At 36.5% G+C, this 26,853-nt stretch carries 17 protein-coding genes and 2 pseudogenes; 10 read left to right on the forward strand and 9 right to left on the reverse strand.

Annotated features, from left to right (window positions below; translation table 11 throughout):
- Positions 1–26 precede the first annotated feature (26 nt).
- Positions 27–1,506, reverse strand: a pseudogene (locus IGI63_RS12760) (helix-turn-helix domain-containing protein).
- Positions 1,507–1,679: 173 nt separating this feature from the next.
- Between IGI63_RS12760 and IGI63_RS12765 the strand changes: the two are divergent.
- From IGI63_RS12765 to IGI63_RS12785, 5 genes are all read left to right on the forward strand, one after another.
- The gene (locus tag IGI63_RS12765; RefSeq protein WP_280945061.1) at positions 1,680–2,432 is read left to right on the forward strand and encodes a tyrosine-protein phosphatase; all 753 of its coding nucleotides are present in this window, start codon (positions 1,680–1,682) and stop codon (positions 2,430–2,432) included.
- Positions 2,433–2,510: 78 nt separating this feature from the next.
- Positions 2,511–2,741: a hypothetical protein gene (locus IGI63_RS12770; RefSeq protein ID WP_429975896.1), complete on the forward strand. Its 231-nt coding sequence runs from the start codon at positions 2,511–2,513 to the stop codon at positions 2,739–2,741.
- A 120-nt stretch (positions 2,742–2,861) separates the two neighbouring features.
- Entirely contained in the window at positions 2,862–5,528 is a 2,667-nt protein-coding gene (locus IGI63_RS12775; protein WP_010823435.1) for a YhgE/Pip domain-containing protein, read from the forward strand.
- 220 nt (positions 5,529–5,748) lie between these two features.
- Positions 5,749–6,918 carry a cation diffusion facilitator family transporter gene (locus tag IGI63_RS12780; RefSeq protein ID WP_002386999.1) on the forward strand — a complete coding sequence of 390 codons (1,170 nt, stop codon included), beginning with the start codon at positions 5,749–5,751 and terminating at the stop codon, positions 6,916–6,918.
- 297 nt (positions 6,919–7,215) lie between these two features.
- Entirely contained in the window at positions 7,216–9,039 is a 1,824-nt protein-coding gene (locus IGI63_RS12785) for an APC family permease (protein ID WP_002379167.1), read from the forward strand.
- 35 nt (positions 9,040–9,074) lie between these two features.
- Here the strand turns inward: IGI63_RS12785 and IGI63_RS12790 are convergent, their stop codons facing one another.
- The 6 genes from IGI63_RS12790 to IGI63_RS12815 all read right to left on the reverse strand — a co-directional run bounded on the left by IGI63_RS12790 (position 9,075) and on the right by IGI63_RS12815 (position 14,549).
- Positions 9,075–9,539: a GNAT family N-acetyltransferase gene (locus IGI63_RS12790; RefSeq protein ID WP_002361333.1), complete on the reverse strand. Its 465-nt coding sequence runs from the start codon at positions 9,537–9,539 to the stop codon at positions 9,075–9,077.
- A gap of 71 nt (positions 9,540–9,610) precedes the next feature.
- On the reverse strand, positions 9,611–10,273 hold the full coding sequence (locus IGI63_RS12795; protein WP_002363261.1) for an ABC transporter permease: 663 nt from the start codon (positions 10,271–10,273) through the stop codon (positions 9,611–9,613).
- A gap of 3 nt (positions 10,274–10,276) precedes the next feature.
- Positions 10,277–11,197, reverse strand: coding sequence for an osmoprotectant ABC transporter substrate-binding protein (locus IGI63_RS12800; RefSeq protein WP_002355743.1), 921 nt, complete (start codon positions 11,195–11,197; stop codon positions 10,277–10,279).
- Positions 11,198–11,199: 2 nt separating this feature from the next.
- Positions 11,200–11,835, reverse strand: a complete 636-nt coding sequence (locus IGI63_RS12805) for an ABC transporter permease (RefSeq protein WP_002355744.1) — start codon at positions 11,833–11,835, stop codon at positions 11,200–11,202.
- 3 nt (positions 11,836–11,838) lie between these two features.
- On the reverse strand, positions 11,839–13,032 hold the full coding sequence (locus tag IGI63_RS12810) for a betaine/proline/choline family ABC transporter ATP-binding protein (RefSeq protein ID WP_002355745.1): 1,194 nt from the start codon (positions 13,030–13,032) through the stop codon (positions 11,839–11,841).
- A 626-nt stretch (positions 13,033–13,658) separates the two neighbouring features.
- Complete coding sequence (locus tag IGI63_RS12815) at positions 13,659–14,549, reverse strand: ring-cleaving dioxygenase (protein ID WP_002366267.1); 891 nt, start codon at positions 14,547–14,549, stop codon at positions 13,659–13,661.
- A gap of 165 nt (positions 14,550–14,714) precedes the next feature.
- Here IGI63_RS12815 and queA point away from each other — a divergent pair, with 165 nt between their 5' ends.
- Complete coding sequence (gene queA, locus IGI63_RS12820; protein ID WP_429975897.1) at positions 14,715–15,746, forward strand: tRNA preQ1(34) S-adenosylmethionine ribosyltransferase-isomerase QueA; 1,032 nt, start codon at positions 14,715–14,717, stop codon at positions 15,744–15,746.
- 344 nt (positions 15,747–16,090) lie between these two features.
- Here the strand turns inward: queA and IGI63_RS12825 are convergent, their stop codons facing one another.
- A complete protein-coding gene (locus IGI63_RS12825; protein ID WP_002355748.1) occupies positions 16,091–16,396 on the reverse strand; it encodes a helix-turn-helix transcriptional regulator in 306 nt (101 codons plus the stop codon).
- An 822-nt stretch (positions 16,397–17,218) separates the two neighbouring features.
- On the opposite strand from IGI63_RS12825, the gene IGI63_RS12830 reads away from it, so the two are divergent.
- On the forward strand, positions 17,219–19,864 hold the full coding sequence (locus IGI63_RS12830) for a calcium-translocating P-type ATPase, PMCA-type (protein ID WP_002355749.1): 2,646 nt from the start codon (positions 17,219–17,221) through the stop codon (positions 19,862–19,864).
- 333 nt (positions 19,865–20,197) lie between these two features.
- Positions 20,198–22,204, forward strand: coding sequence for a KUP/HAK/KT family potassium transporter (locus IGI63_RS12835; protein WP_002381294.1), 2,007 nt, complete (start codon positions 20,198–20,200; stop codon positions 22,202–22,204).
- Positions 22,205–22,273: 69 nt separating this feature from the next.
- Here the strand turns inward: IGI63_RS12835 and IGI63_RS12840 are convergent.
- A pseudogene (locus tag IGI63_RS12840) lies at positions 22,274–22,971 on the reverse strand (helix-turn-helix domain-containing protein).
- A gap of 125 nt (positions 22,972–23,096) precedes the next feature.
- Between IGI63_RS12840 and IGI63_RS12845 the strand changes: the two are divergent.
- Both IGI63_RS12845 and IGI63_RS12850 read left to right on the forward strand, forming a co-directional pair.
- Positions 23,097–25,241: a heavy metal translocating P-type ATPase gene (locus tag IGI63_RS12845; RefSeq protein WP_429975898.1), complete on the forward strand. Its 2,145-nt coding sequence runs from the start codon at positions 23,097–23,099 to the stop codon at positions 25,239–25,241.
- Positions 25,242–25,364: 123 nt separating this feature from the next.
- Positions 25,365–26,789 (forward strand): helix-turn-helix domain-containing protein, encoded by a 1,425-nt coding sequence (locus IGI63_RS12850; RefSeq protein ID WP_429975899.1) that lies wholly within the window; start codon positions 25,365–25,367, stop codon positions 26,787–26,789.
- Positions 26,790–26,853 lie beyond the last annotated feature (64 nt).

The raw sequence follows: 26,853 nt of genomic DNA on the forward strand, positions 1-26,853 counted from the left end.
GGCACTTAAGCTTTTCTTTTTAGAGATTATTTGCCCAATAATAATTGAATGATTTTTTCAATTGATTGTAGGTCGTAACGATTACTAATATCTGAAAAAATATAGTAATGGTCATACTGGGCAACGAGCGGTTCATTATTGGTATTCATTAAAAGCAAATCATAATGGTTTTCTGCGTTGTAAGGCTCAATTTTCAGCGGATATTTTCCAGCGATACTCTGTTGTATTTTTTGTGCTACCAACTCGCTATAACCACTGCTCAGTGAGTGATAAACACCAATCGTTATTTTTTTTTTCATTTAATTCAGCAATGTGATTCAAAATAAGTGTATAATTAATTTCAGTAAATTGATTTTGGTACTTAGAAGCAGTGTCTTTTGTGGCAAAGTTCGTTGTAGCGATCTCCACTAATTCGTAAACTTCACTTTCGCTAAAAGGATGACGTAAGACTTTCAAAAGTGACTGAATTGTCCAATAATCAAAGGGTAAAATAAATCCTGAAAAATAATAGAGTTGCGCATGTAATTGGAAAAGTAAATTTTCAATATAAAGTAGCCGAATAGGCAGCACGTAATGGGATAAATAACCACGTGCTTTAAGGTACGTTAAAATGACCCGGTTCATTTCGTTAAGATACGTTTTTTCAATTCGTTGTTGTTTTGCTAAACGAAAGGCGAAAGCAGCATTCGCAGAATAATTATGCATGGAACAAAAAAAGTCATAAAACATATAGGCTTCGTTGATTGTATATGGACGGTCGATTCTTTTCATATATGTATGTATAGATAAATTAATTTCTTCAAATAAAGGTCGATCGAGTTGGACATCATGTGGACTAATCGTTGGCAGGGGTTCTAAAACCATGCGACGAAAAGAAATTTTCATCCAAAGTTTAATTTGGAGAATTTCTGTATGGTCAAAGGTAATTCTGGGGATTTCTTGTAGTATCTCGATTAATCCTAGGTATTGATTGGCCAGTTCTTTTTCTAAATCTGTTTTTTCTTCAAAGATAAACCAGAAAAAATTAAAAAAGAAAAAGCGAATTTGTTTTTCTTCGCCGACAAGTTTTCCTCGTTTGATACGCAAATTAAACTCATTGAGTAAGTCATTTAATTCAACAATTTTTCGATAATAGGTAGCAGAGCTAATGGCATAATTCTGTTGGAAATACCCGCCATTTATTTCATTTTTATGGAAGAGTTGCTGGACCATGTGAAACTTAATAGATTTATCTAAGAACAACATGATCATTGCTTTCATGGAAAAGGTAGGCGCTTTATTTAGATATAGAGTGTCACCTAATACTGTTAAGGTGAGGTTTTCTTGAAGTTGCTCTTCTTTCAAAAATTGCTCTAAAAAAGAAAGATATTCATTCAATGTTGGTAAACTAATATTGAAAAAATCTACTAATTCATTTCGTGTCGCTCGGCCTTTATTATTATATAGGAACAATAAAATATCATTCATGTAATCATAAGGCTTTTCTAAAAAATCTCGTTTTAGCATCGTTACTCACCTCTCTTTTAAGAATACTGTATCTATGATAAAATGGCAATAAACAACTGATAAAAAGATTGTTTTTTGAGGTGTTTTTTATTATCGTTGAGAAAAAGAAATAAAAAGAAAAAACAAAGTATTTAAATGATAACAAAATAATTAAAATGAAGGAGCGATAGAACATGAACAGCGTGGTGAACTTTAGAGATATTGGAGGATTTCCAACGCAACAAGGCACAGTTGTCAAGACAGGGCATTTTTTTCGGAGTGGTGAACTCGTCAATGTTGCACAAGCGGATCAACAGAAACTGGTAGAGGACTATCAAATTAAACGAATCTATGATTTTAGAAGTGCAGCGGAAACGCAAGAACGACCAGATGATTCAATTCAAGGAACCAACTATCTACATATAGATATTTTGGCCGATATTCAGGCGCAGACTGCTTCATTAGAAGGAATGCTTAAAACGGTTGGTTCACCCGATGAAGCAATGGACATGGCTTATAAGGAAATGGTTCTTTCCAATTCGGGGCGCAAAGGTTACCAAACATTTTTTGAAAACTTTTTAAGTTATCCACAAGAAGCTATTTTATTTCATTGTTTCGCAGGAAAAGATCGAACAGGAATCGGCGCAGCCTTGATATTAAGTGCTTTAGGTGTGGAACATTCTTATATTTTAGAAGATTATTTAAAGACGAACGAGCAAAGAAAAACCGCTAACGAGCAAATTATTGCGCAATATCAAGCAAATGGAACGTCTCCAGCAGAAATTCAACAATTAGAAACGCTACTTTATGTGAAAAAAGAGTACTTAGCGACCGCTTTACAGGCGATTGAAAAAGAATTTGGTTCGGTAGAGGGCTATTTAAAAGAGGGACTCGGCTTACCTTTATCCGCCAAAAAAGATATGCTAAGTCTGTACACAAAATCATAGATCCTAAAAAAAGGACTATCCTTTCTAAAAAAGAAGTTTTATAATAGAAAAGAATCTGTTTGTAAGGAGGGATAGGGAATGAAAGAAGGACAAGAACAATTCTTAACGTTCATACTAGATCGAACAAAAGAAGATAAAAAAGAAAAAATGCAAGCGCTACTTGCAGAAATGTTTGAACGCCAACAAACAGGCAAATTAGATAAAATGTACTTGATGACAAAAGCACCAAAACTTTTGGCTTATTTAAAACCAGAAGCCATTGATGAAGTTAAACAAGTCGTTTCGGAATTTTCTGAAAATATGAAATAAACAAACTTAGCTTGAACTTACGACATTTTAAAAATGTGTCGTAACATTCAAGCTTTTGTTTGTTATTCTCTTGTATTTTATGCTAAAGTTATTCAGGCACAAAAAAAAGCAGGTGATTTTATGAAACATATAAAAAATACATGGGAACTATTTATTTTAGATTGGAAAAGAATTTTTAAAAACCCAGTAGCAACATTTTTGATTGTTGCCTTAATGATTATTCCATCATTATATGCATGGTTTAACATTAAAGCACTATGGGATCCGTATTCAAATACAGGAGAGTTACCAATAGCGGTCTATAGTGATGACCAAACAGCAACTTTTCAAGATAAATCGGTCAATATTGGTGATGAAGTCTTGAAAAACTTGAAGAAAAACAAGCAATTAGGTTGGCGTTTTGTTGATTCGAAAAAGGAATTAGATAAAGGGGTCCAATCAGGAAAATATTTTGCCGGGATTTATTTACCTAAAGATTTTTCCAAAGATTTGCTAAGTTTTACTTCTGGTGATATCAATAAACCTAAAATTGAATATTCAATCAATGAAAAAATTAATGCAATTGCACCGAAAATTACGTCAAAAGGGGCTTCTTCCATTCAGTCACAAATTTCGGAAGAATTCATCAAAACGGCAAGTAGTACGTTAATCAAAACATTCAATGATATTGGCTATGATATTGATAAAAACATGGTTAGCATTCAAAAAGTTAAGAGCATGATTTTAGATACAGATGCCAACATTGGAACCATTGACACGTACGCAAAACAAGTCACAGACTTACATGGTAAGATGCCTGAGCTAAAAGAAAAATTAGCGAAAGCCAACGATGCGATGAAATATTTACCTGAAGTTGATGCTTTAGGAGAGAAGATTGTTGAGCTAAATGGCAAAATGCCAAGCATCAAAGAACAAGCTAGTGTTATTTTGACGTTACAAGAAAAAATTCCAGAAATTCAAAACGCTGGCCGACAAATTGCTATGATTGATGAAGACTTTGCCTCTGTGGAACAAACAATGAGCGAAGGAATCCAAGAAGCAAAACAAGGTTTAGAAATCATTCAACAAGTTCAAACGGCGTTACCAGATATTCGTAAACTAGGTGATCAAGCCAATGATTTAGGGAATGTCACATTAGATGGCGCCACTCAATTGGAAAAGGCTTTACCTGGAATTACTCAAAGTGTGGGGACGATTTTAAAAGCAATTGGAACAATTAGCGCTGGTGTAAATACAGCACTAGAAGATTTAAAAAATCATCGTTTACCAGTTGAAGAAAGAGAAGCAATTAAGCAACAACTGTCTGAAAGCTTAGGAAAACAACATGAAAATATCCAACAGCTGATTCAACTGTTTACGCAAATACAAGAAGCCACAGGTAACACTGATTTACAAGACACAATAAATAGATTGAATACGATTGATGGTATTGTAGTTAGATTAAAAACTGATGTTGATAACATTGATGTGAATGCGGTAACTGATAAACGATTGGAAGAAATTCAAAATGAAGCTCAACAAGTAGAAGCAACCGTCAATAGTATTAACCCTAATGCGATTGAAAACACAGTAAAAACGATTTTAGACAAATTAATTGCTACCATCCAAAACGCTCAAGGTCAACTAAACAAAGCGCAACAAATTGACTTTGAAGGATTATTGAGCTCAACAAGTCAAACGGTCACTAATGCGATTTCTTTATTAGAAAAATATCAAGCCGAAATGCCGGCAATTAAACAAGAAATTCATGATGCAAATACGATGTTGAATGGCAATATGGAAACCATTGTCAATGGCATTAATCGTGGTGCTGATTTGTATAAAAACGATTTACCAGTCATTCAAGACAAAGTCAGCAAAGCGGCAGCCTTTATGCAAAATGACTATCCAGGTATCCGAAAAGATTTAACGAATACCTTGAAAACAGTCAATGAGAAAATGCCAGATGTTGAAGCGGCCTTAGACAAAGCCAACGAGCTGATTATTAATGATTGGCCAAATATCAAAACAGGATTACACAAAGCAGCGAATGCAATCCGTAAAGGTGAAAAAGAAGTTGATTTAGGCGAAATTCTTAAATTACTAAAATTAGATGCCAATAAAGAAAGTGACTTCTTTACACAACCAGTTGAAGTCAAAGAACATGCTGTTTATCCGATTGCTAATAATGGTTCGGCAAGTACCCCATTCTATACAGCTTTGTGTTTATGGGTTGGCGCTGTGTTATTCTCAAGTGTTGCGACAACAGATGTTTATCTTGAAGGAAAAGATAAAAAACGCTTTTCTAAACGGGAACAATTTTCAGCACGGATGTTTACTTTCATTGTCATGGGGATTGGTCAAGCACTGATTGTAACCTTAGGTAATTACTTTGCGTTAGGCGTAGATGTTCGTAATCCAGCGTATAGCGTCTGGTTTGCGGTATTGATTGCCATTACGTTTATGATAATGGTTTATGTGCTTGTTGCTCTCTTTGGCAATGTAGGGAAAGGAATTGCGATAATAATCTTGGTACTATCCATCTCTGGTGGGGGTGGGAACTACCCAATTCAAGTCTCAGGTAAATTCTTCCAAATGATTAATCCGTTCTTGCCGTTTACGCATGCCGTGAACTTGCTAAGGGAATCAGCAGGAGGCATTTACTGGCCAAATGCTTGGTTTGCAATTTGGATTATGGTGGGGATTTCAGTCGTCTTTAGTATTGGCGGTGCAATTCTTTATCCACATCTGGAACACAGATCGAAAAAATTTGCGGCTTTAGCGCAAAAGAGCCATTTATTCCATTAAAAAACAAAAAGCTGAAAACGTCTCTAGCGTTTTCGGCTTTTTGTTTTTCTTTATTTTCAAGGCAACCCTAACAAAGAAGTTTTGGGGGCTCTTGCTTTTGACTTTTTGGCAATGCTAAATAATAAAATCTCCCTCAGAAAGTGAGGTTTTTTGTGTACAAATGTATAAAAAGGTTTTATAGTATTTTTTTAAGAAATAAAAAGTGGGTAGGGGTTGTAAAATGATTCAAGCATTGCTTCAACGATATGAGAAAAAAATTGAACGTCGTAAATTGGAAAAACGAACAGCATTCGGTGCTTTTGCCGGGCGGATTGGGCTTGTTTCTAATTTATTTTTATTCGTTAGTAAATTTATGATTGGCTTGCTTTCAGGTAGTGTTTCAATCATGGCAGATGCCATTAATAGCTTGTCCGATACTATTTCTTCAGTTTTAACATTAGTCGGTTTTTATATTGCTGGTAAGCCAGCGGATAAAGAACATCCCTATGGCCATGAACGTTTTGAATATATTAGTGGAATGCTTGTATCATTAGTGATTACGTTTATTGGGTTTGAGTTTCTAACGACCTCCGTTGATCGCATCCTGCATCCAGAATCAATCAAGGTGACACCCATTTTATTTGCTGTTTTAGCTTTATCAATTGGGATTAAAATTTGGCAAGGGCTGTTTTACAAAAAAGTATCAGCAAAAATTGATTCTCAAGCATTAGTTGCTTCTGCTAAGGATAGCTTTAATGATGTTTATACTACATTAGCTGTTTTGATTTCTGCATTTATTGAAGGCGTCACTGGTTTGCGAATTGATGGATATATTGGTTTTTTAATTGCTGCATATATTATTTATAGTGGCTTGCAGTTAATTCGCGAATTTATTAATGAGTTGATGGGCATGCGTCCGAGCCAAACAGAAATTGATGAAATGAAAAATGTCTTATCAAAAATGGAAACAATTGTAGGATATCACGATTTACTGATTCATAATTATGGTCCTAGCCAAACGTTTGCGTCTGTTCACATTGAAATTGATGATCGCTGGGATTTAAATAAAGCCCATCAGACAATCGATGCGATTGAAGCGAAGTTTAAAGAAGAATTAGATGTTAACCTTGTTTGTCATATTGATCCAGTGAATTTGTATGACCCAACACAACAATTTGTTCATCAAACAATCAAAAAGATTATTCGTTCTTTTGATGCGTCTTTAAAAGTCCATGATATCCGCTTAGTTACCCATGGTGAAGAACCGAAGATTTTGTTCGACTTGGTTTTACCTACAGAATCAAAATTATCTGAATTTGAACTGGGTGTGGAAATTCAGCGGCAAGTTTATGAAAAAATTGGTCGTTATAAAGTGGAAATTACCTTCGATCATACGTACTTGTTACAATAAAAGGGAATAATTACCTAAGTTTTTAAGCGAGAGCCAAAAGGTCAAATAGACTTTTAGCTCTCGCTTTTTTGTTTAGAAAATGCAAATCCTTTTGTTATCTGGATTCTCTTGATAAGATAAAGGAAGCGGGGGGCTGTAAATGAGATTATGATTAAAAAAAGATGGTGATTTTTTTATCTTTTTCAGTAACAAAAATCAATTGACTTTTCATTGTGAGAAGCGTAGCATATGGATTTGTTTGATAAAAAATAATGAAAAAAGTGAGCGGGTCACTCTAGAGAAAAGGAGTCGAAAAAAATGGCGGATTTAAAACGACTGTTCATTGGGAAACCATTGAAATCAGCCGAAAATGATGAACATAAATTAAGCAGATTTGCAGCGCTTGCGTTGTTATCTTCTGATGCACTTTCATCCATTGCGTATGGTACAGAACAAATAGTGGTGGTTCTGGTTACTTTGTCGGCGGCTGCGATTTGGTATTCATTGCCAATTGCTGCATTTGTTATTATTTTACTTATTTCTTTAACATTGTCGTACCGACAAATTATTCATGCGTATCCGCATGGCGGCGGCGCATACGTTGTTAGTAGTGAAAACCTCGGCAGAAATGCCGGTTTATTGGCTGGTGGTTCGTTGTTAGTCGATTATATGCTAACAGTAGCCGTTTCAGTTTCAGCGGGTGCAGAGGCGATTATATCGGCGATTCCAGCGTTATATGGCCATCAAGTAGCAATTTCTATTGGGATTGTGATATTGATTACCTTAATGAACTTGAGAGGCCTGCGAGAATCTGCTTCGTTCTTAATGTTGCCAGTGTATAGTTTTATCGCAATTATTACCTTACTGATTGTTGTTGGGCTATTTAAAATTGTGACTGGCGCACAGCCATTGAATGCGACAGCTTTACCAGGAGCCGTGGTTCCAGGAATTTCTATTGCCTTAGTTCTACGGGCTTTTTCATCTGGTTCTTCTTCCTTAACAGGGGTTGAAGCAATCAGTAATGCAGTGCCATTCTTTAAGAAACCACGAGCAAAAAATGCTGCTGGGACGTTAGCGTTAATGGCAACGATTTTAGGGTTCTTCTTCGTGGGGATTACGTTTATTAACTATTGGTATGGGATTGTGCCAAAAGAAGAAGTGACAGTTCTTTCACAAATTGGGAAAGCGGTCTTTGGTCAAAATATTTTATATTATTTATTACAGTTTGCGACAGCCTTAATTTTAGCGGTTGCCGCTAACACAGGATTCTCAGCCTTTCCAGTTTTGGCTTATAACTTAGCCAAAGATAAGTTTATGCCGCATATGTATATGGATCGTGGCGACCGTTTAGGCTATTCAAATGGTATTTTAACTTTAGCTGCTGGTTCCATTGTTTTATTATTGATTTTCCAAGGTTCCACAGAACGTTTAATCCCATTGTATTCCATTGGTGTGTTTATTCCGTTTGCTTTGTCTCAATCGGGGATGGTTGTAAAATGGCGAAAAGAAACTAAAAATTGGTTGCCAAAATCAATTGCTAATATTGTCGGCGCCTTTATCTCTTTCGCGATTATCGCCATTTTGTTTATTTATCGATTAGGGGACATCTGGCCGTTCTTTATTATTATGCCAGTGTTGATTTATGCATTTTATCGGGTCAACACTCACTATAAAAATGTGGCGGAACAGCTACGTTTAGAAGATGGGGCACAGTTGCATGAGTTTGACGGGAATACAGTTATTGTTTTAGTAGGGAACGTAACCAAGGCAAATGTCGGCGCCTTGAACTATGCGCGTTCCATTGGTGATTATGTTGTTGCCATGCATGTCTCAATGGATGAAAACGTTGAGAAGGAAAAAGAAATTCAGGAAGAGTTTAAAAAACACTTCCCGGACGTTCGTCTATCAATTGTCCATTCTTCGTATCGTTCACTGCAAAACCCTATCTTACGTTATGTTGATTTGGTTAGTAAAAATGCCACGAAGCATAACTACAGTACAACAGTTTTAGTACCACAATTTGTACCAAATAAACGTTGGCAAAATATTTTGCATAATCAAACAAGTTTACGCTTGCGGATTCGTTTAGCGTGGCGGGAAAATATTATTGTGGCTACCTATAGTTATCACTTGAAAAAATAAAAAAAAAGTCTGCCATCTTTTGATGGCAGATTTTTTTATTGACGTAATTGTTTTTGATAAATTCTAGCGCAAGACTGCTCTTCAGTGGTTACCATTGTCAAAAATTCCCAGTCATATCTTTCATAAAAAGTAGTATGGTCTGTAAGCAGATAAAGCTTTTTAAATCCAGAATTAGCAAGAAAATCACCAACTGTTGTTAAAAGAATTCCTGCTAAGCCTTGGTGACGAAATGTTGGTTCGACATACAATGCACAAAGGTTTGGCGTAAGGTCTGCACGATTGTGGAAGTCATTATCAATTACGCCCACGCCTGCAACGATGTCCTGCTGTTTATTCAAGCAGACCCACCAATGTGGTACGTGGTTTTCGCTAGTTAGCATTTCCTGCATACTTGCTTGATACGCTTCAGCGGGGATTTGCCACTTTTGGCTAAACCATTGAGCAGCTGACGGAATTAAGTGTGGTTGTTGGTTTAAATCGATAATAGTATAGTTAGACATTATTAATCTCCTAGATAAAAGAACAGATCCCATTGAAAAGAAACAATGTTGGATCTGCTCTGCATTTTTTATTAATTGGAATGTTTGCTAGCTGGGTCTAAACGCCGTTCAATAATCCCTAGAACCCAATCTGTGATAATCGCCATAAAGGCCGTTGGTAAGGCGCCGACTAAAATAATAGAAGCACCATCTGTGGCATTGGTTCCACGAATAATAATATCCCCTAAACCACCAGCACCAACGAAAGCACCAATCGCAGTAATCCCGATTGCGACGACTAACGCATTTCGAATACCTGCCATGATTACTGAAACAGATAAAGGCAACTCGACCATATAAAGAAGTTGTACTTTTGTCATACCCATTCCTTTACCAACATCTAAAATATTGCGATCCACTTGAATCATGCCAGTGTACGTATTTTTGATAATTGGTAGGAGAGAATAAAGGAAGACCGTTACAACCACCGTGTTGACACCTAAGCCCATCCCCAACATTAAAATCGAAAGCATTGCCAAAGCTGGTACTGTTTGGATAATGTTCGCTAAACGGATAATCCAGTTGGCTAAGCTACGTTTACGTGAAATCATAATCCCAATAGGAATCCCGACAATTGCAGCAAAGATTACGCCATAAATCGAAATTAAAAAGTGACGTAAAAATTGTTGAAAGACGTAGCCGCCATTTTGTTGGAAATAGTAGATAAATTGTTGGAATAAATTCATATTATTCATCTGTTACTCCCCCTCAAAATAGTTATTTTCTTTTAAGAAACGTTCGGCTACGACCGCAGGTTCAATTAAATCATTATCTGCTTGATAGTTCAATTCTTGCATTTTTTTGGTAGAAATTTTACCATCTAAGCGATTTAATACATCTTTAATTTCCGGCGTTTCTTTTAATAATTTGTCACTAACCACAGGAGCGGCATCATAAGGCGGGAAGAAGCGCTTGTCATCTTTTAACATGACTAAATCGTAACTACCAATCCGGCCATCTGTTGAGTAACCTAAGATAACGTCCATTTTTCCAGCGTTGACTGCATCGTACACCAAGCCAATTTGCATTGGTAAAATAGATTTAAATTGGAAGTTGTATTCCTTTTTAAAGCCTTCATAACCGTCGCCTTCACGTGTGATCCACGCAGTATCGACACCAGCAACTAATTTGTCTGCGACTTTCCCTAAATCACTGACTGTTTTTAAATTGTATTTCTCAGCCGTTTCTTTTGTAACTAAGAATACATAAGTATTTTCAAATCCATATGAAGGGAACCAAGTTTGTTGATAACGTTTTTCAAATTCTGATTGAACTAGGTTAAACGCTTTTTTAGGGTCTTTTTCCGCTGGTAAGCCAAGCGTAGTAGTCACGTCAGTACCAGTATAACGAGCTGCAGAAATTGAGGCATCTCCGTTTAACATTGCTTGGTGATTGATGGTAGTAGTGGCTAAGTTGTTAATCACATTTGTTTTTTTATCTGTGTAATGCTCAACCATATCCGCTACAATGCTCCCTAAAATCTGCGCTTCTGAAGTAATCCCACCTGTAATGGCGACAGTGTTATCATCAGAAGTTGAAGCGAGACCAGGTAAAGAACAACCTGCCAATAAAAGTAAACTGCTTAAGAAGAGTAAGCTTAACTTGAGTTTCTTTTTCATCATTATTCGCCCTCCCTTAAAGCTTTTGGCGTTAAACGATTTTCTAATAATCCAAGAAGAACATCTGCTAAAAGCGCTAAAATAGTTACCGGAATAGTCCCGCCAAAGATTAATTCTGGCTGATAGTTATTTAATCCACTGAAAATCATATCACCAAGACCACCTGCACCAATATAAGAAGCCAGTGTAGCCCAAGCAATGACATAGACAGCAGCTAAACGAATGCCGGCCATAATTGTTGGCATGGCAATGGGTAATTCAACACTAAAAATAGACTGTAAATTGGTCATACCCATGCCTTTAGCAACATCTCGGTAATTTTCATCGACATTTTTCATTCCGATATACGTGTTTCTTAAAATAGGTAGAAGGGAATAGATGAATAGCGCGATAATAGCGGGTGTTTTGCCGACACCAAAAATTGGAATCATCAAAGCTAATAAAGCCAACGAAGGAACCGTTTGTAAGGCACTTGTTAAACCAATGACAATATTGGCTACTTTGGGCAAACGTGTTAACCAAACGCCAACGGGCACAGCGATAGCGACCCCTAATAAAAGTGCAAAGAATGAAATATAAATATGTTCAATACTTTTTGAAATCATTTCTGATCCATATTCTTGAAAGAAGCTACTCATTGCTTACGCCTCCTCTTTATCAGTTTCGGACTCGCTTTGTTTTGCTTCTACAGCTTCACTAATCGTTGTTTCATCGCCCCAGATAACATCATAAACAATGTCAACAAGGGAAGCACGTGTTAAGATGCCCACCACTCGTTTTTGTTCATCAACGACTGGCACATATTTTAAGCCACGTTTTAAGATTCTTTGTAAAGCATCACGTAAAAGAGCGGTTTTTTGAACAAAGAAGACATCTTTATTCAAGATATCACCGACACTAGAAGCTTTGCCACGTTGCTGATCTAATGTTTCAACATCGATAAAGCCTTTAAGCACATGGGAATTATCAACAACTAATAAGGTATCAACCCGTTTTTCACGCATCAATTTAATCGCTTCTTGTAAAGATTTTTCCGGCGTGATAGTAATTGCTGAATTTAACATGACTTCATCAACAGTGGTGAAATCAGGTTTAGCTTGTAATAAGCGATCTTCTCCGATGAGTTCTTCTACAAATTCATTGGCTGGATGACGTAAGATATTATCTGGTGTGTCAAATTGAATTACTTTGCCTTCGCTCATAATGGCAATTTTATTTGCTAATTTCAACGCTTCATCCATATCATGGGTAACAAAGACAATAGTTTTTCCTAAACGTTCTTGCAAATCTTTCACTAAATCTTGTAATGAATCACGGGTGATAGGATCTAAAGCGCCAAAAGGTTCATCCATTAGAATAATATCTTGATTGGCAGCTAAAGCCCGCACAACGCCGATTCTTTGTTGTTGTCCCCCAGAAAGTTCATTGGGATAGCGGTCCAACATTTCTCGTGGTAACTCAACCAAATCAATCATTTTTTCGGCTATCTTATTGCGTTCTTCCACAGGTACTTTTAATAATTTAGGCACTAAAACGATATTTTCACGAATGGTCATGTGAGGCATCAAGCCGATATTTTGAATGACATAGCCAATTTGGCGACGTAGCTCTACAGGATTGATTTTTTGAATATCTTGGCCATCAATTAAAATTTTTCCTTTTGAAGGGTCGGTCATGCGGTTAAGCATCCGCATTGATGTTGTTTTTCCACTACCACTTGTTCCGATGAAGCAGATAAATTCACCTTTATCGAAAGACAAATTAATGTCATCAACGGCGACTTTTCCGCCTTTATAAAATTTTGATACATGCTGAAATTCTATCAACTTACTCACCTCAACTAAATATTTTGAAAATGTATCTTATTACTAGTATGCTATAAAAATGCGATTTCGACAAATGTAATCTATTTTTAATGGGAAAAAGAAGGCGGTAAAATTTTTTTAATTCGTTCTAAAAAAAAGAAAAGATAACTATTGTTTAGTAAAAGTTGTCTGAACGAAACAAGATGTTAAAAAGAGTATTCTGAGAAGGGGGAAAAGCCGCTATAACAAAGAAAAGTGTCCTTTATAGCAAGTTGACGGGAGCTGAGTTTTTCATTAGAATGGAAAGAGAACAAGGGAATAAAATAAAAAAAGGCGCTTCATGATTTAGCGGCAACTAAATCACGAAGCCTTGAATAGTCACCTGTGCAAGTGGACCATCAAGTTGCCCGTTCAATCAATGGAAACCATTGACCACTTTTATTTTACTGAATTTTTGAAAAAATTACCAGTTTTTTTAAGAAGTAAGAAGTGGAAGAACGAAGGATGCTTTTTATGGAATGTGCAATGACGTTCAGAAAAATCTGAAGGTCATTTTTTATTCTCTTGTTCAAACATTCAAACATAGGGGAAGAGAGACGGACGTAATTTTGTCACCGATTATTACGTCCGTCTTCCGTTGTTTTCTAAAGCGTTGGTTACATGTCTTTGTAGAGGTTGGCTTCGATTGCAGTCCGTTTTGGTTCTAAAAAAGGCGGTAAAGCCAACGTTTCCCCTAAATGTTCCAGAGGCTCATCCAATGTAAAACCAGGAGTCAAAGTAGCAAATTCAACCCGATTCCCGCCTGGTTCACGAATGTATAAACTTTTAAAATATCCACGACTTACATACATTTCAATCTCCCAGCCTTGTGCTAAAGCGCGCGTGTGTAGTTCTTGTAATGCTTCATCATCAGCCACAGAAAAAGCAATATGATCCATACTGCCACGCCCCATTCGGCTTGTTTTATCCGACGTTGTTTGATGAACAGAAAAGCTTTCCGTCTCACTTAAAATAATCGTATTGCCAACTGCTTGCCAACCAAGAAATGTTTCAAAAAAGGCCAAGGTTTTTTCAGAATCTGGCACATGAAATTCAGTAGAGGTCAAACCGATAATTTGAACCGCTGCTGGAATGTCGTTAGAAACAACGAGTGTTTCTTTTAATGGATTTTCAGGAACTTCTGTCAGGATAATATGCGTATCATCTGGATCACTGAAATGTAGGCTCTTTTCTTTTTTGTTAAATGGAATTTTGTTTTCTGTTAAACGTTGTTCCCAAAAGGAAAGGCTGTTTTGGGGAATTTTTAAGCCAATCGTGGCTAAATAATTTTTTTCTTCATAGCGGTTGCCTAATAAGGGCACGATAAAAAAAGTTACTAAGCTTCCCGGCGTGCCTTGATAATCGCCATAAAAATAATGAGGCATGCGATTGTTGTCTTGATTTACGGTATTTTTGACAAAACGTAATCCTAACAATTTTGTATAGAATGATTGGTTTTCTTGACCATGACGCGCTAATAGTGAAACATGATGAAATTGAGCATGCATTTTGAGTTCCTCCTCTAAATAACTATGTATACTTACTTAAAGTAAGTATAGTGCTTCTGACATTTTTTGACAACTATTTAGTTTGATTTAGAAGGCTGACATAGCCAGAAACAAGAAAAAGTGTTAGAATAACCAAGATAAAAACTAGTAGAAAGAGTGACGGAAATGCTAAGTACAGAAGATTTTGATTTTGATTTACCAGAAGAATTAATTGCTCAAACCCCACTAAAAGATCGCGCTAGTTCACGATTATTAGTTGTAAATAAAGAAACAGGGGACATGGAGGATAAACATTTCCATGATATTCTTGATGAATTACAGCCTGGGGATGCATTAGTCATGAATAATACACGGGTACTGCCGGCCCGTTTATATGGAGAAAAACCTGAAACAGGCGGTCATTTGGAAGTTTTACTTTTAACAAATACAGAAGGCGATACATGGGAAACCTTGATTAAACCCGCGAAACGTGCAAAAGTCGGCACGGAAATTCAATTTGGCGTTGGTCGCCTAAAAGCGGTGGTTAAAGAAGAGTTGGAACATGGTGGTCGAATCATTGAATTTAAATATGATGGTATTTTCTTAGAAATTTTAGAATCGTTAGGAGAGATGCCATTGCCGCCATATATCAAAGAACGTCTAGATGACCCAGATCGTTATCAAACGGTTTATGCTGAAGAAAATGGTTCAGCTGCAGCACCAACAGCGGGTTTGCATTTTACAAAAGAACTATTAGAAGAGATCAAAGCAAAAGGTGTTCATCTCGTTTATTTAACTTTACATGTCGGTTTAGGAACATTCCGTCCCGTGAGCGTTGATAATATAGAAGAACATCATATGCATAGCGAATTCTATCGTTTAACTGAAGAAGCGGCTAAGCAATTAAATGAAGTGCGCCAAGCAGGCGGTCGGATTGTTGCCGTTGGAACAACTTCTATTCGTACGTTGGAAACAATTGGCACAAAATTTAATGGTGAAATCCAGGCTGACAGTGGCTGGACCGATATTTTTATCACACCAGGGTATCAATTTAAAGTCGTAGAGGCTTTTTCAACGAACTTCCATTTACCAAAATCTACGTTAGTGATGCTTGTGAGTGCCTTTGCAGGAAAAGACTTAACATTGGCTGCTTACCAACATGCAATTGAGGAAAAATATCGTTTCTTTAGTTTTGGCGATGCAATGTTTATTAAATAAGCGACACTTTGTGAGCAGAATACTTGGGATTGAAACAAAAATATATTATGATAAACACGTGATTTTTGGAATCACAGTAAAGGTGTGCTTTATTTTTTCTTCCCCTGTAAATAATAAAGTTAGAAACCAAAACGCTACTAGGACAAAAGTGCTTAGTAGACAATCTTAGAATAAAAAGAACGGCGCAACCACGGTTGCGCCGTTCTTTTTTTATGTAAGCAAAGATTAATTATTGAAACAACAATACGAAGAAGTGCTTTCTTCGTATTGCCGGTACTAAGTTGTACCTCGGCAACTCCAAGTACAATCAGAAAAATTGTCTTGTTAAGTACAGCTTATACTGTTTAGGCTTCTTGTTCTACATCGTCATTCAGTGTTTCTTTGAAGGTGAACACATCATCAATGGTTACGCCAAAGACGTTCGCGATGTCATGCGCAAGAAGTAATGAAGGATTGTACTTGTTTCGTTCCAGTTGAATAATTGTTTGTCGAGAGACACCGACTCGATTGGCCAAATCTTGCTGGGTCATACGAGCCATAGCACGATAAACATGAATTGAACTTTCAAACGAAGATTTTTTCTTTTTTCGCATAGCATTCCCTCCTTTAAAAGAAGATAAAATAGAATGTGCACCTTGAATATAACACATATGATTATTTGATACAAATATATTTTATTGCTTAAAAGAAAAAACCGAGCTTAAATTTAAGCTCGGCCTTGTTAACGGGAAGACATCAATTGGTTGAATAAGTGTTTACATTTCGCGATACATGTAAAGCAAAAGGTGAACGTGATGTGGTGAAACTAAAACCTTGTTTTCATACAGTTTCGACGCTTGGATGGTGGATAACTTGCGTTAGGTGATAACAGATAGGGTAAATGCTTTATAGAAACTCCATCCTTCTATAACCTTTCCCTATTTTCCGATACGAGTTATCACTAACAATTACTCTACACGTATTGTTTACAGGTGAATCTTGCAATTCTAACAACTTTGAGTTTACCGATTTTTATCTACTGAGAAAATCTTCAACCAATTGATTTGCATGTCCTCCTTACACTTAAAGAATAGCACTTTTTGGAAGCGTTTGCAAGTTATAACACTTATTAATAAGATTAAATATAATATTTTTCTGGTTATTTTATAACGTGTAAAATAAATAATTGTGCGAACTAAATAACATTGTATTTTTTGTTGTTTTTGTGTTGAATATATAGAAATAAACTATTTTTTTATCAGACAAAATGAAAAAAATGTCCATTGCTTTTTGGCTGAATTCGTTTCCTTTTTCATAAAATTCCCATAATCAAATAGAAACATTGCTGTAGCAACAACGAAAATACCAGTTTTTTCTGGACATATGAGAGAACGCTAAGCCAAAGATGAAAAAAGTTGCGTGTTCAAAAAAAATCATGTTATATTTAATAGAGACACTATTATATAGGAAGAAAAAATTAGAGGGGGAATAGGATGGAAGCTTACAAGCAATCTGTCGATACTGTCACAAAAGAAGTTTCAGTCAATACTGAAACTGGTTTAACACAACAAGAGGCCCAACAACGGCTGAAAGAAAATGGCCGCAATCAATTTGAAGAGGCTAAGAAGGATTCTGTGTTAAAGAAATTTATTCACAGTTTATCTGATTTTACAACGATTATTTTATTAGTTGCTGCGGCAATTTCGTTTTATACAGCAATCGTAACAGAACATGGCGAATATTTTGAAGGAATCTTAATTATTGCAATTGTGATTATCAATGCTGTTTTAGCCATTGTTCAAGAAGGAAATGCTGAAAAATCTCTGGCGGCTTTACAAGACATGAACAAGCAAAGTAGTGCAGTCTTACGAGATGGCAAGGTAATCGAAGTCGATGCTGAAGAACTAGTAGTAGGAGATGTTCTAGTTCTTGAAGCTGGTTCAATGATTACAGCCGATGCACGACTTATTCAAGCTTCTCAAATGCGCGTAGAAGAGTCAGCACTAACAGGGGAAAGTGAACCTGTTGAAAAAGATCCTACATACGTGGGGCATGACGATGATGGCTTAGGAGATCAAATAAATATGATTTTCAAAGGCTGTACCGTTGTGAATGGCCGCGGACGAGCAGTAGTAACTGCAACAGGAATGAATACAGAAATGGGTAAAATTGCTGGGTTACTGAATAACAGCGATCAGCAAAAAACACCATTACAAAAACGCTTGAATCAATTAGGCAAACGTATTAGTTTGTTAGCTTTAGGGGCTGCAGCAATTGTTTTCATTATTGGTGAACTGCAAGGAGAACCGCTTCTTGAAATGTTTATGACAGCCGTTTCCTTAGCGGTGGCAGCTGTACCAGAAACACTAACCGTGATTGTAACGTTAACCTTAGCATATGGTGTTCAAAAAATGGCTAAGAAACATGCGATTATTCGTCGATTGCCAGCAGTAGAAACGCTAGGAACTGCGAATGTTATCTGTTCTGATAAGACAGGAACACTGACACAAAATAAAATGCGCGTCCGCCGAGTATGGCATCGTGGTGATGAAGTAACGGATACGGAAGATGCCATGACCGATGAAGCCATGGAAGTACTGAAAATGGCTGCTTTATGTACAGATGTCATTGTGGAAAAAGAAGGCGATGAACTAACTGTTACAGGGAATCCGACAGAAGCGGCAATTGTTCGTGCTGTCGAAGAAAATTATCATACTAAAGAAGAACTTGAAGAAAAATATCCTCGTATTGGTGAAATTCCCTTTGATTCAGAACGAAAAATGATGACTACGGTCCATCAATGGGGGAAAAAGTACATCTCAATTACTAAAGGAGCCTTTGATGTGTTACTACCTCGTTTTGGTTTCGGAGATGTCGATCAAGCGGCTATTGTTAATGATCGTTTCGGAAAACGAGCGTTACGAGTTATTGCTGTCGGTTATGCCGTATATGATGAACCACCCAAGGAAATTACATCAGAGGCTTTAGAAAAAAATCTTCGCTTGTTAGGCTTAATTGGCATGATTGATCCACCACGTCCAGAAAGTAAGGGCGCCATTGCTCGTGCGAAAAAAGCTGGAATTAAAACAGTCATGATTACTGGTGATCACGTGGTAACAGCCAGTGCAATTGCTAAAGAATTAGGGATTTTAAAAGATAAAAGTGAAGCCTTATCTGGTTCAGAACTGAAAAAAATGAGTGATGAAGAATTAGATAAACGGGTTAAAGATTTATCCGTTTATGCACGTGTAACCCCTGAAGATAAAATTCGAATTGTTCAATCATGGCAACGTTCTGGCGCTGTTGTAGCAATGACCGGAGATGGCGTGAATGATGCGCCAGCCTTGAAAGCTAGTGATGTCGGTTGCGCAATGGGGATTACTGGAACAGATGTGGCCCAAGGCGCTTCAGATATGATTTTGACGGACGATAACTTTGCAACTATTGTTGATGCAGTGGCGCAAGGACGTGCCGTGTACCGAAATATTCGTAAAGCCATTAACTTCTTATTAAGCTGTAATATTTCTGAGATTTTTATTGTTTTAATTGCCATGTTACTTGGTTGGGGTGCGCCATTTACTGCAGTTCAACTGTTGTTTGTTAACGTGGTCGCAGATGGGTTACCTGGTTTTGCATTAGGAAAAGAACCAGCGGAAAAAGGAATTATGGATGAGGCACCAATCCCTAAAAACGAAGGGATTTTTGCACGAGGCTTATGGCAAAAGATTGGGATTAATGCAGCAGTGTTCACAGTCATTACTTTGTTTGGTTTTTACCTAGGTGCCTTTGTACCAGGTGTTTCAGCCTATGTTTCAAACAGCTATGAAGTTGGACAAACAGTGGCATTTTTAATCTTAGCTTATTCCTCTATCTTACATGTCTTTAATGTTCGTAGTGCGAACTCTGTTTTCCGTGTAAAATTATCAAGCAACAAGTCGCTCTTTGAAATGGTCGTTTTAGCATTACTAATTACCACAACCATTGCTTTATTACCATTCACACAAGAACTATTTGGATTAGTGCATATTAGTTTAAATCATTGGATGTTAGCAATTTTCCTATCCTTTGTGCCAATTTTCGTCAATGAAATGATTAAGTTCCATTTCTCTGAAGTTGAAGAGGAAGAAGAAGTGATTTAAATTTAACAGGAATAAAAGGAGCTACTTTTGTTCAGGGAATTATCTTAATAGTTAGTAAGTGGGGCAGCAGTCGTTTCGACTGCTGCCCCACTTATTTTTGATTTTCCTTTTTTCAAAATAGGTGGGTTTCTTATCTAAGATGAACATTCTCTAATAAAAAGACTTGCTAAACGATTTAAAACGTATTATAGTGAGTAGCATCGTTAGTCAAAAAGCGCTTTTTGACTAATGAAAAAGATATATAAAACGTTATATAACAAAGAGTTTTAAAAGTTTTTATGGAGCTGTTGGTTAAACTAAACGAAGTCATTTCTTTTGTAGGAGGAAAGTATTGTGTTACACAAAGCAGAGGGGTTTGATCGTCGGAAATTTACGATGGCAGGGATCTTAGTTGCCATGGGCGTTGTCTATGGAGATATTGGAACGAGCCCTTTATATGTAATGAAAGCCATTGTAGGAGATAATGGTGGCTTGGCACGGGTCTCTGAATCGTTTATTTTAGGTTCGGTCTCATTAATTTTTTGGACATTGACTATCTTAACCACGATTAAATATGTTGTTATTGCTTTAAATGCTGATAACCATGGAGAAGGTGGGATTTTCTCTCTTTATACATTGGTTCGTAAAAAAAGTAAGTATTTGATTATTCCCGCAATGATTGGCGGCGCCGCTTTACTGGCTGATGGCGTTTTGACCCCAGCTGTGACAGTGACGACAGCGATTGAAGGCTTACGGGGGATTCCCGCATTTTTTGAACGTTTTGGCAATGACCAAACGATTATAGTGGTTATTACGTTGACGATTATTTTAATTCTTTTTTCTGTTCAACGATTTGGAACAGAATTGGTCGGGAAAGCTTTTGGGCCGATTATGTTCTTGTGGTTTACTTTTTTAGGCATCATTGGTTTAATGAATTTTAGCCAAGATTGGACGGTTATTCGTGCATTAAATCCATATTATGCTTTGCAATTACTAGTCAGTCCAGAAAATAAATTAGGTCTATTTATTTTAGGGAATATTTTCTTGGCTACAACTGGTGCTGAAGCTTTATATTCTGATTTAGGGCATGTAGGAAAAATGAATATCCGCATTAGCTGGCCGTATATTAAGATTTGTTTGATTCTTAATTATTTAGGGCAAGCTGCGTGGTTGTTAACGGTCAAAGAAAACCCTGAAATGCAGGCATTAGCTGAAATTAACCCATTTTTCCAAATGATTCCACGAGGTATTCTCGTATTTGGCGTTGTTTTTGCAACAATCGCCGCAGTGATTGCTTCGCAAGCGTTAATATCAGGTTCGTATACTTTAGTTTCTGAAGCGATTAAATTGAAGTTATTACCAAGACTTAAAATTATTTATCCTGGGAGCAATATCGGTCAAATGTATATTCCAGCGGTAAATTTAATTTTGTGGTTAGCTTGTTCAGCAATCGTGCTGGCGTTTAGAACATCGACACACATGGAAGCTGCGTATGGTCTATCGATTACGATTACGATGTTAATGACAACCATTTTATTGTTGTTTTATCTTTTGGATAAAATTCCAGCTTGGTCTGCGTATCTAATTTCCTTGTTCTTTGCTGCCATTGAAGTTGTCTTTTTCTTTTCAAGTGCTGCGAAGTTTTTCCATGGTGGATATGTTGCGGTGGGAATGGCAGTCTTCTTGTTATGCATCATGATTATTTGGGAACGCGGCAACGAGATTAAGGAAGCGACGGCGGAACAAGTGTCGTTGGAAAAATATGTACCACAACTTAAAGCTTTGAAAGAAGATACATCTGTACCTATGTATCAAACCAACGTGGTCTTTTTAACCTCCGATCGAGTGGATGGCGAAATTAATCGTAATATTATTTATTCGATTTTGGACAAACAACCAAAACGAGCGAATGTTTATTGGTTTGTTAATGTTCAGGTAACAGATGAACCCTTTACTCAAGAATATTCTGTTGACATGCTAGGAACTGATTTTATTGTGCAAGTTCAGCTATATTTAGGCTTCCATATTTCTCAAGAAGTGAATGTATATTTAAGACAAATTGTTCATGACTTGATGAAAACAGGCCGCTTGCCAAAACAGCCGCAACGTTATTCATTAACGCCAGGGAGAGAAGTTGGCGATTTCCAATTTGTATTAATTCAAGAAGAATTATCTAACGTTTCTGAACTGAAAAAATGGGATCGACAAATTATGCAGGCAAAATTAGCTATCAAAAACTTAACTACCTCTCCTGAAAGTTGGTTTGGCTTGGAATACAGTGAAGTCAAATATGAATCCGTTCCTTTAATCATTGGTCCACAACGGAAAACGCACTTAGTCGAACGAAAGAATCGTTCATAAATAGAAGAAATTTAACTAAAAGATTGAGCCTAAGTCCTTGAGATACATGGCTCAATCTTTTTTGTAGAATCAGAGTAAATACTGTAATTCCACAAAGAATTCATTTAAAAACGTTTGGTCTTTAAAGGAATTCATCCGCTTAAAGATGGCCAGTAAGACTTCTTTTTGAGGTTCAGTTAATTGATCTACTTTTAACAAAGGAAGAAAAGCGATAATCAGAGAATAATCCAATTCTGGATTTTGAGAATGTGTAAATAATTCATGGAGTTCTGACAAAATAAACGGATGATAATAAGATTGGTCAGACTGTTCTTCTGCAGTTGTTGGTTCATAAATAGAAATACTCTCTTGGGAATGAGAGGGGGCTTCTACTGTTAAAGGAAAAGCATAAAAGGACTGCTGTAACTTTTGCGCTTGAATCATAATTTTTAAGGAATCGTGATAGGATAGCTGTTCTTCAGATAAACGTCCCATCAACTGAGTAAAAAAAGGTGGTTTTAGCAGTTGTTTATTTTGAAAATTTTCTTTTAATAGCTGGCGCACAAATCGATCGAAATCACCATAAAGTAGCCAATCTACTGTTGTGTCACAGGCTTTAGCGATTTTTTTAAGTATCGTTTATTGGGTAAATTCAAACCTAATTCCCAGTTACTAATTGTACTTCCACTAGATAAACCAATTTTATTGGCTAAATAACGTAAAGTGTACTTCTTCTTTTTTCGAGCTTCACGCATGCGCGCCCCGACTTGCTTTGTAGTAATTTTCATTGAAACACTCCTTTTGTAATAAATATGAGGATAAGGTGTTCTTAAAATATACATACGCAAAATTCGGCTCTTTTTTTTTCTAAACTAAAAAAAGTAATTATTTCTAACAATTTTCATCTTGTGCTATGCTTAAGATGAAAATACTTAAGAAGAGAAGGGATCATATGTCAGCAAAACATAATCATGAACAACACCAGGAAAAACAGCCAACAATGTCCCACGATAAAATGAATCACATGAATCATGACATGGCGCATGAACAAATGGCTATGTCACACCAACATGAAGGAATGAAGGGAATGGATCATTCAATGCATATGGGGAATTTTAAACAAAAATTCTGGCTGTCATTGATTTTAGCTATTCCGATTATTGTTCTTTCACCAATGATGGGTTTTCAATTACCTTTTCAATTTACTTTTCCAGGTTCTGATTGGTTGGTCTTAATTTTAGCAACAGTGCTATTTTTTTATGGTGGACAACCATTTTTAAGTGGCGCTAAAATGGAATTACAGCAAAAGAGTCCAGCAATGATGACGTTAATTGCGATGGGGATTTCGGTATCATATTTTTACAGCTTATATGCGTTTTACATGAATCATTTTACGAATCAGGCCCACGTGATGGACTTTTTCTGGGAATTAGCCACTCTGATTGTTATTATGCTTTTAGGCCATTGGATTGAAATGAATGCTATTTCTAATGCTGGTGATGCCTTGAAAAAAATGGCTGAACTGTTGCCTGACACAGTCAAGCGAATGACTGAACATGGGGAAGAAGAAATTCCTTTGCAAGATGTCCAAGAAGGCGATCGCTTGATTGTTCGTTCGGGAGATAAAATTCCGACAGATGGTAAAATTTTGAAAGGAAGCACAACAGTCGACGAATCGATGGTTACAGGGGAATCAAAAACAGTAGAAAAAAACATTGGTGACTCCGTGATTGGTGGAGCTGTCAATGGCAACGGAATGATTGAAATTTCGGTAACTGGCACGGGTGAAAATAGTTACCTGTCAAAAGTTATGGAGATGGTTAAACAAGCGCAATCGGAAAAATCAAAACTAGAATCCATTTCAGACCGTGTAGCCAAGTGGTTATTCTATATTGCCTTATTCGTAGGTGTGTTAGCATTTATCGGTTGGTTACTCGTAACGAAAGATTTGTCGCTAGCATTTGAACGAATGGTTACAGTTTTTATTATTGCCTGTCCCCATGCGTTAGGCTTAGCAATTCCTTTAGTGATTGCTAGAAGTACCTCCATTGCTGCTAAAAATGGCTTACTTTTAAAAAATCGGAATGCATTAGAACAAGCCAATAAGGTTGAATATGTGTTGCTGGATAAAACTGGAACTTTAACAGAAGGACAATTTACAGTTACTGGCTTAGAATTAATGAGTAAGCAGTTTACTAGAGAAGAAGCACTTAAATATATTGGGGCATTGGAAAAAAATGCAAATCATCCGTTGGCAATTGGGATCATGAACTATTTAAATAAACAAGCCGTTCAACCTTATGAAGCCCATAATCTGCAAGCTTTATCAGGCGTAGGACTGGTTGCTACTGTTCAAAACCAAGAAGTCAAAATAGTCAATGAAAAAGAAGTTGCACGGTTACAGTTAACCTTCGATGAAACAATTAAAACAAACTATCAGGAGCAAGGAAATACCTTGAGTTATTTAATCATCGCTGGTCAATTAGTCGCACTGCTTGCTTTAGGAGATAAAGTCAAACCAGAAGCTAAAACGTTTATTGCAGAGTTACAAGCGCAAGGCATTACGCCAGTCATGTTAACGGGGGATAATCAAACAGCTGCCAGTGCAGTTGCTAATTATTTAGGAATGAAGGAATACTACGCAGAGCTCTTACCAGAAGATAAAGAAAAAATTGTGCAACAATATCTTACTGAGAGACATCAGGTCATGATGGTAGGAGACGGTATTAATGATGCACCAAGTTTAGCCCGTGCTTCAATCGGCATTGCGATAGGCGCTGGTACAGATGTAGCGATTGATTCGGCAGATGTTGTACTGACGAATAGTGATCCTAAAGATATTTTAAGGTTCTTAGATTTAGCCAAACAAACACGACGTAAAATGATCCAAAATCTTTGGTGGGGAGCTGGGTACAATATTGTCGCCATTCCTTTAGCGGCTGGGGTTCTTGCACCAATTGGGATTGTTTTAAATCCAGCTGTAGGTGCTGTCTTGATGTCATTAAGTACAATTATTGTAGCAGCAAATGCTATGACACTGCATATTTCAAAAAAATAATTCGATATAATTGTAGAGAGCGGAAAGTAATCAATACTTTTTGTTCTCTATTTTTTTCTTCTTAAAAAAATTTTTGCCTTATTTGACGTATTCTTATAACAAGGGAGTGAAAGGGGACGATATATGGATTTCAAGGAATTATTGTCTTTTGAACATAAAAATATGTTGGAATTGTTGGATTTACTGCAACAAGAGCAGACATTTTCTGTTTTGATGGCTGCAGAAAAACTAAAGGTGAGCGACAAAACAATCCATTGTTACATTCAACGTTTTGAAAAAAAGCAGGAAACGTTTAAGATAGAAGGGCTTTGTAAGATTTATACAACGACCAAAGGAATTGTAAAATATCGTGAATTATGCGTTTGTGGCTTGGCTCGATTTAGACAAAAATTTTGTTATTTTATTCCCGAATTTTATATTTTACGTTGTCTAATTGAAGAGCGAATCAATTATGCGCAATTGACCCAGGTATTGGGATTACAGGAATCAACTCTTCGGAAGAAACTTTCTAATATTCGACGTTGGCTAGTTAATTTTGATATTATTGTACGTCAAAAACATTACGATTTAACTGGCAATGAATGGCAAATTCGACAGTTAATCCTTTGTTTTTATTTGTTTTTTCAAGAAAGCTGTCTAGAAGAAAACAGAGAAATGACTCGGAAAATCATTACCTTTTTTGAGTTGGATTTAAATGTAGCACAACAGAATCATCTTAGTTGGCTAATTTATATTTGGGAGAAACGATATAGAGGCGGGCATGAAATTTCAGTGCCAAATGCTAATTTATTTCAACAAACAAGTGCTTTTTTTTATTTATTTCGTGTGGAAGTGTTGAGCACTTCTTTTATGTCTCTTAAAGAACAAAAAGCGTTATTTGTGATTCTTGAAGCACATTTTGGTGGTTGTTTTGGCAAGAGAGCGCGAAAGTATTTTATTCATGAGCAAATGAAAATAGAAAGTTTATGCTTAAAAACAGCTATTTTTATTATGAAAGAAATTAGGAGAAATTTTACACAACATCATTTTAATTATCAAGAAATTCATTTATGTCGATTTTTAAGTACGCATATGAATAGTTTATTAGACGGACAAGCATGGTTGCCAGCTCATAAACAGGAACAAACACTCGCTGTACGTTATCATCAAACTTGGCACAGATTACAAAAACTAATTAGGCTTTTAAAGCGCCTATATCCAGTCTTTACTTCAGTAAAAGAACGGGAATTGACGAGTTGCTATTTTTATCACATCCTAGATTTATTTAACCCAATTTTATATGAAAAAAAATATATTATTTGCCTATTGACGGACTTTCCTCCAGAAAAGGAACAAGCGCTGGGGCAATCTATAAAAAGCTATTTCAGTGAAAAAAAGAATATTACAATTATTCATGGAAAACCAGCGTATCAACTTCACCAAGCACACCTCTTAATTGTCAATCATTTGTTTCAGATGAACGTAGCGCTTTCTTCTGAGACAGTTGTTTATTTGCCAGAGGAATTATCTCCTGCTTTTTTTGAAAAAGTCGAAGCGAATCTATCGTAAGAAGTCCAATTTTGTCTAAATAGTGTTAAAATGAAGAAGTAAGAGGAATGGATGAGGAGGATAT

This window comes from Enterococcus sp. DIV0086, assembly GCF_050498705.1.
GTDB classification, from domain to species: Bacteria; Bacillota; Bacilli; order Lactobacillales; family Enterococcaceae; genus Enterococcus; species Enterococcus faecalis.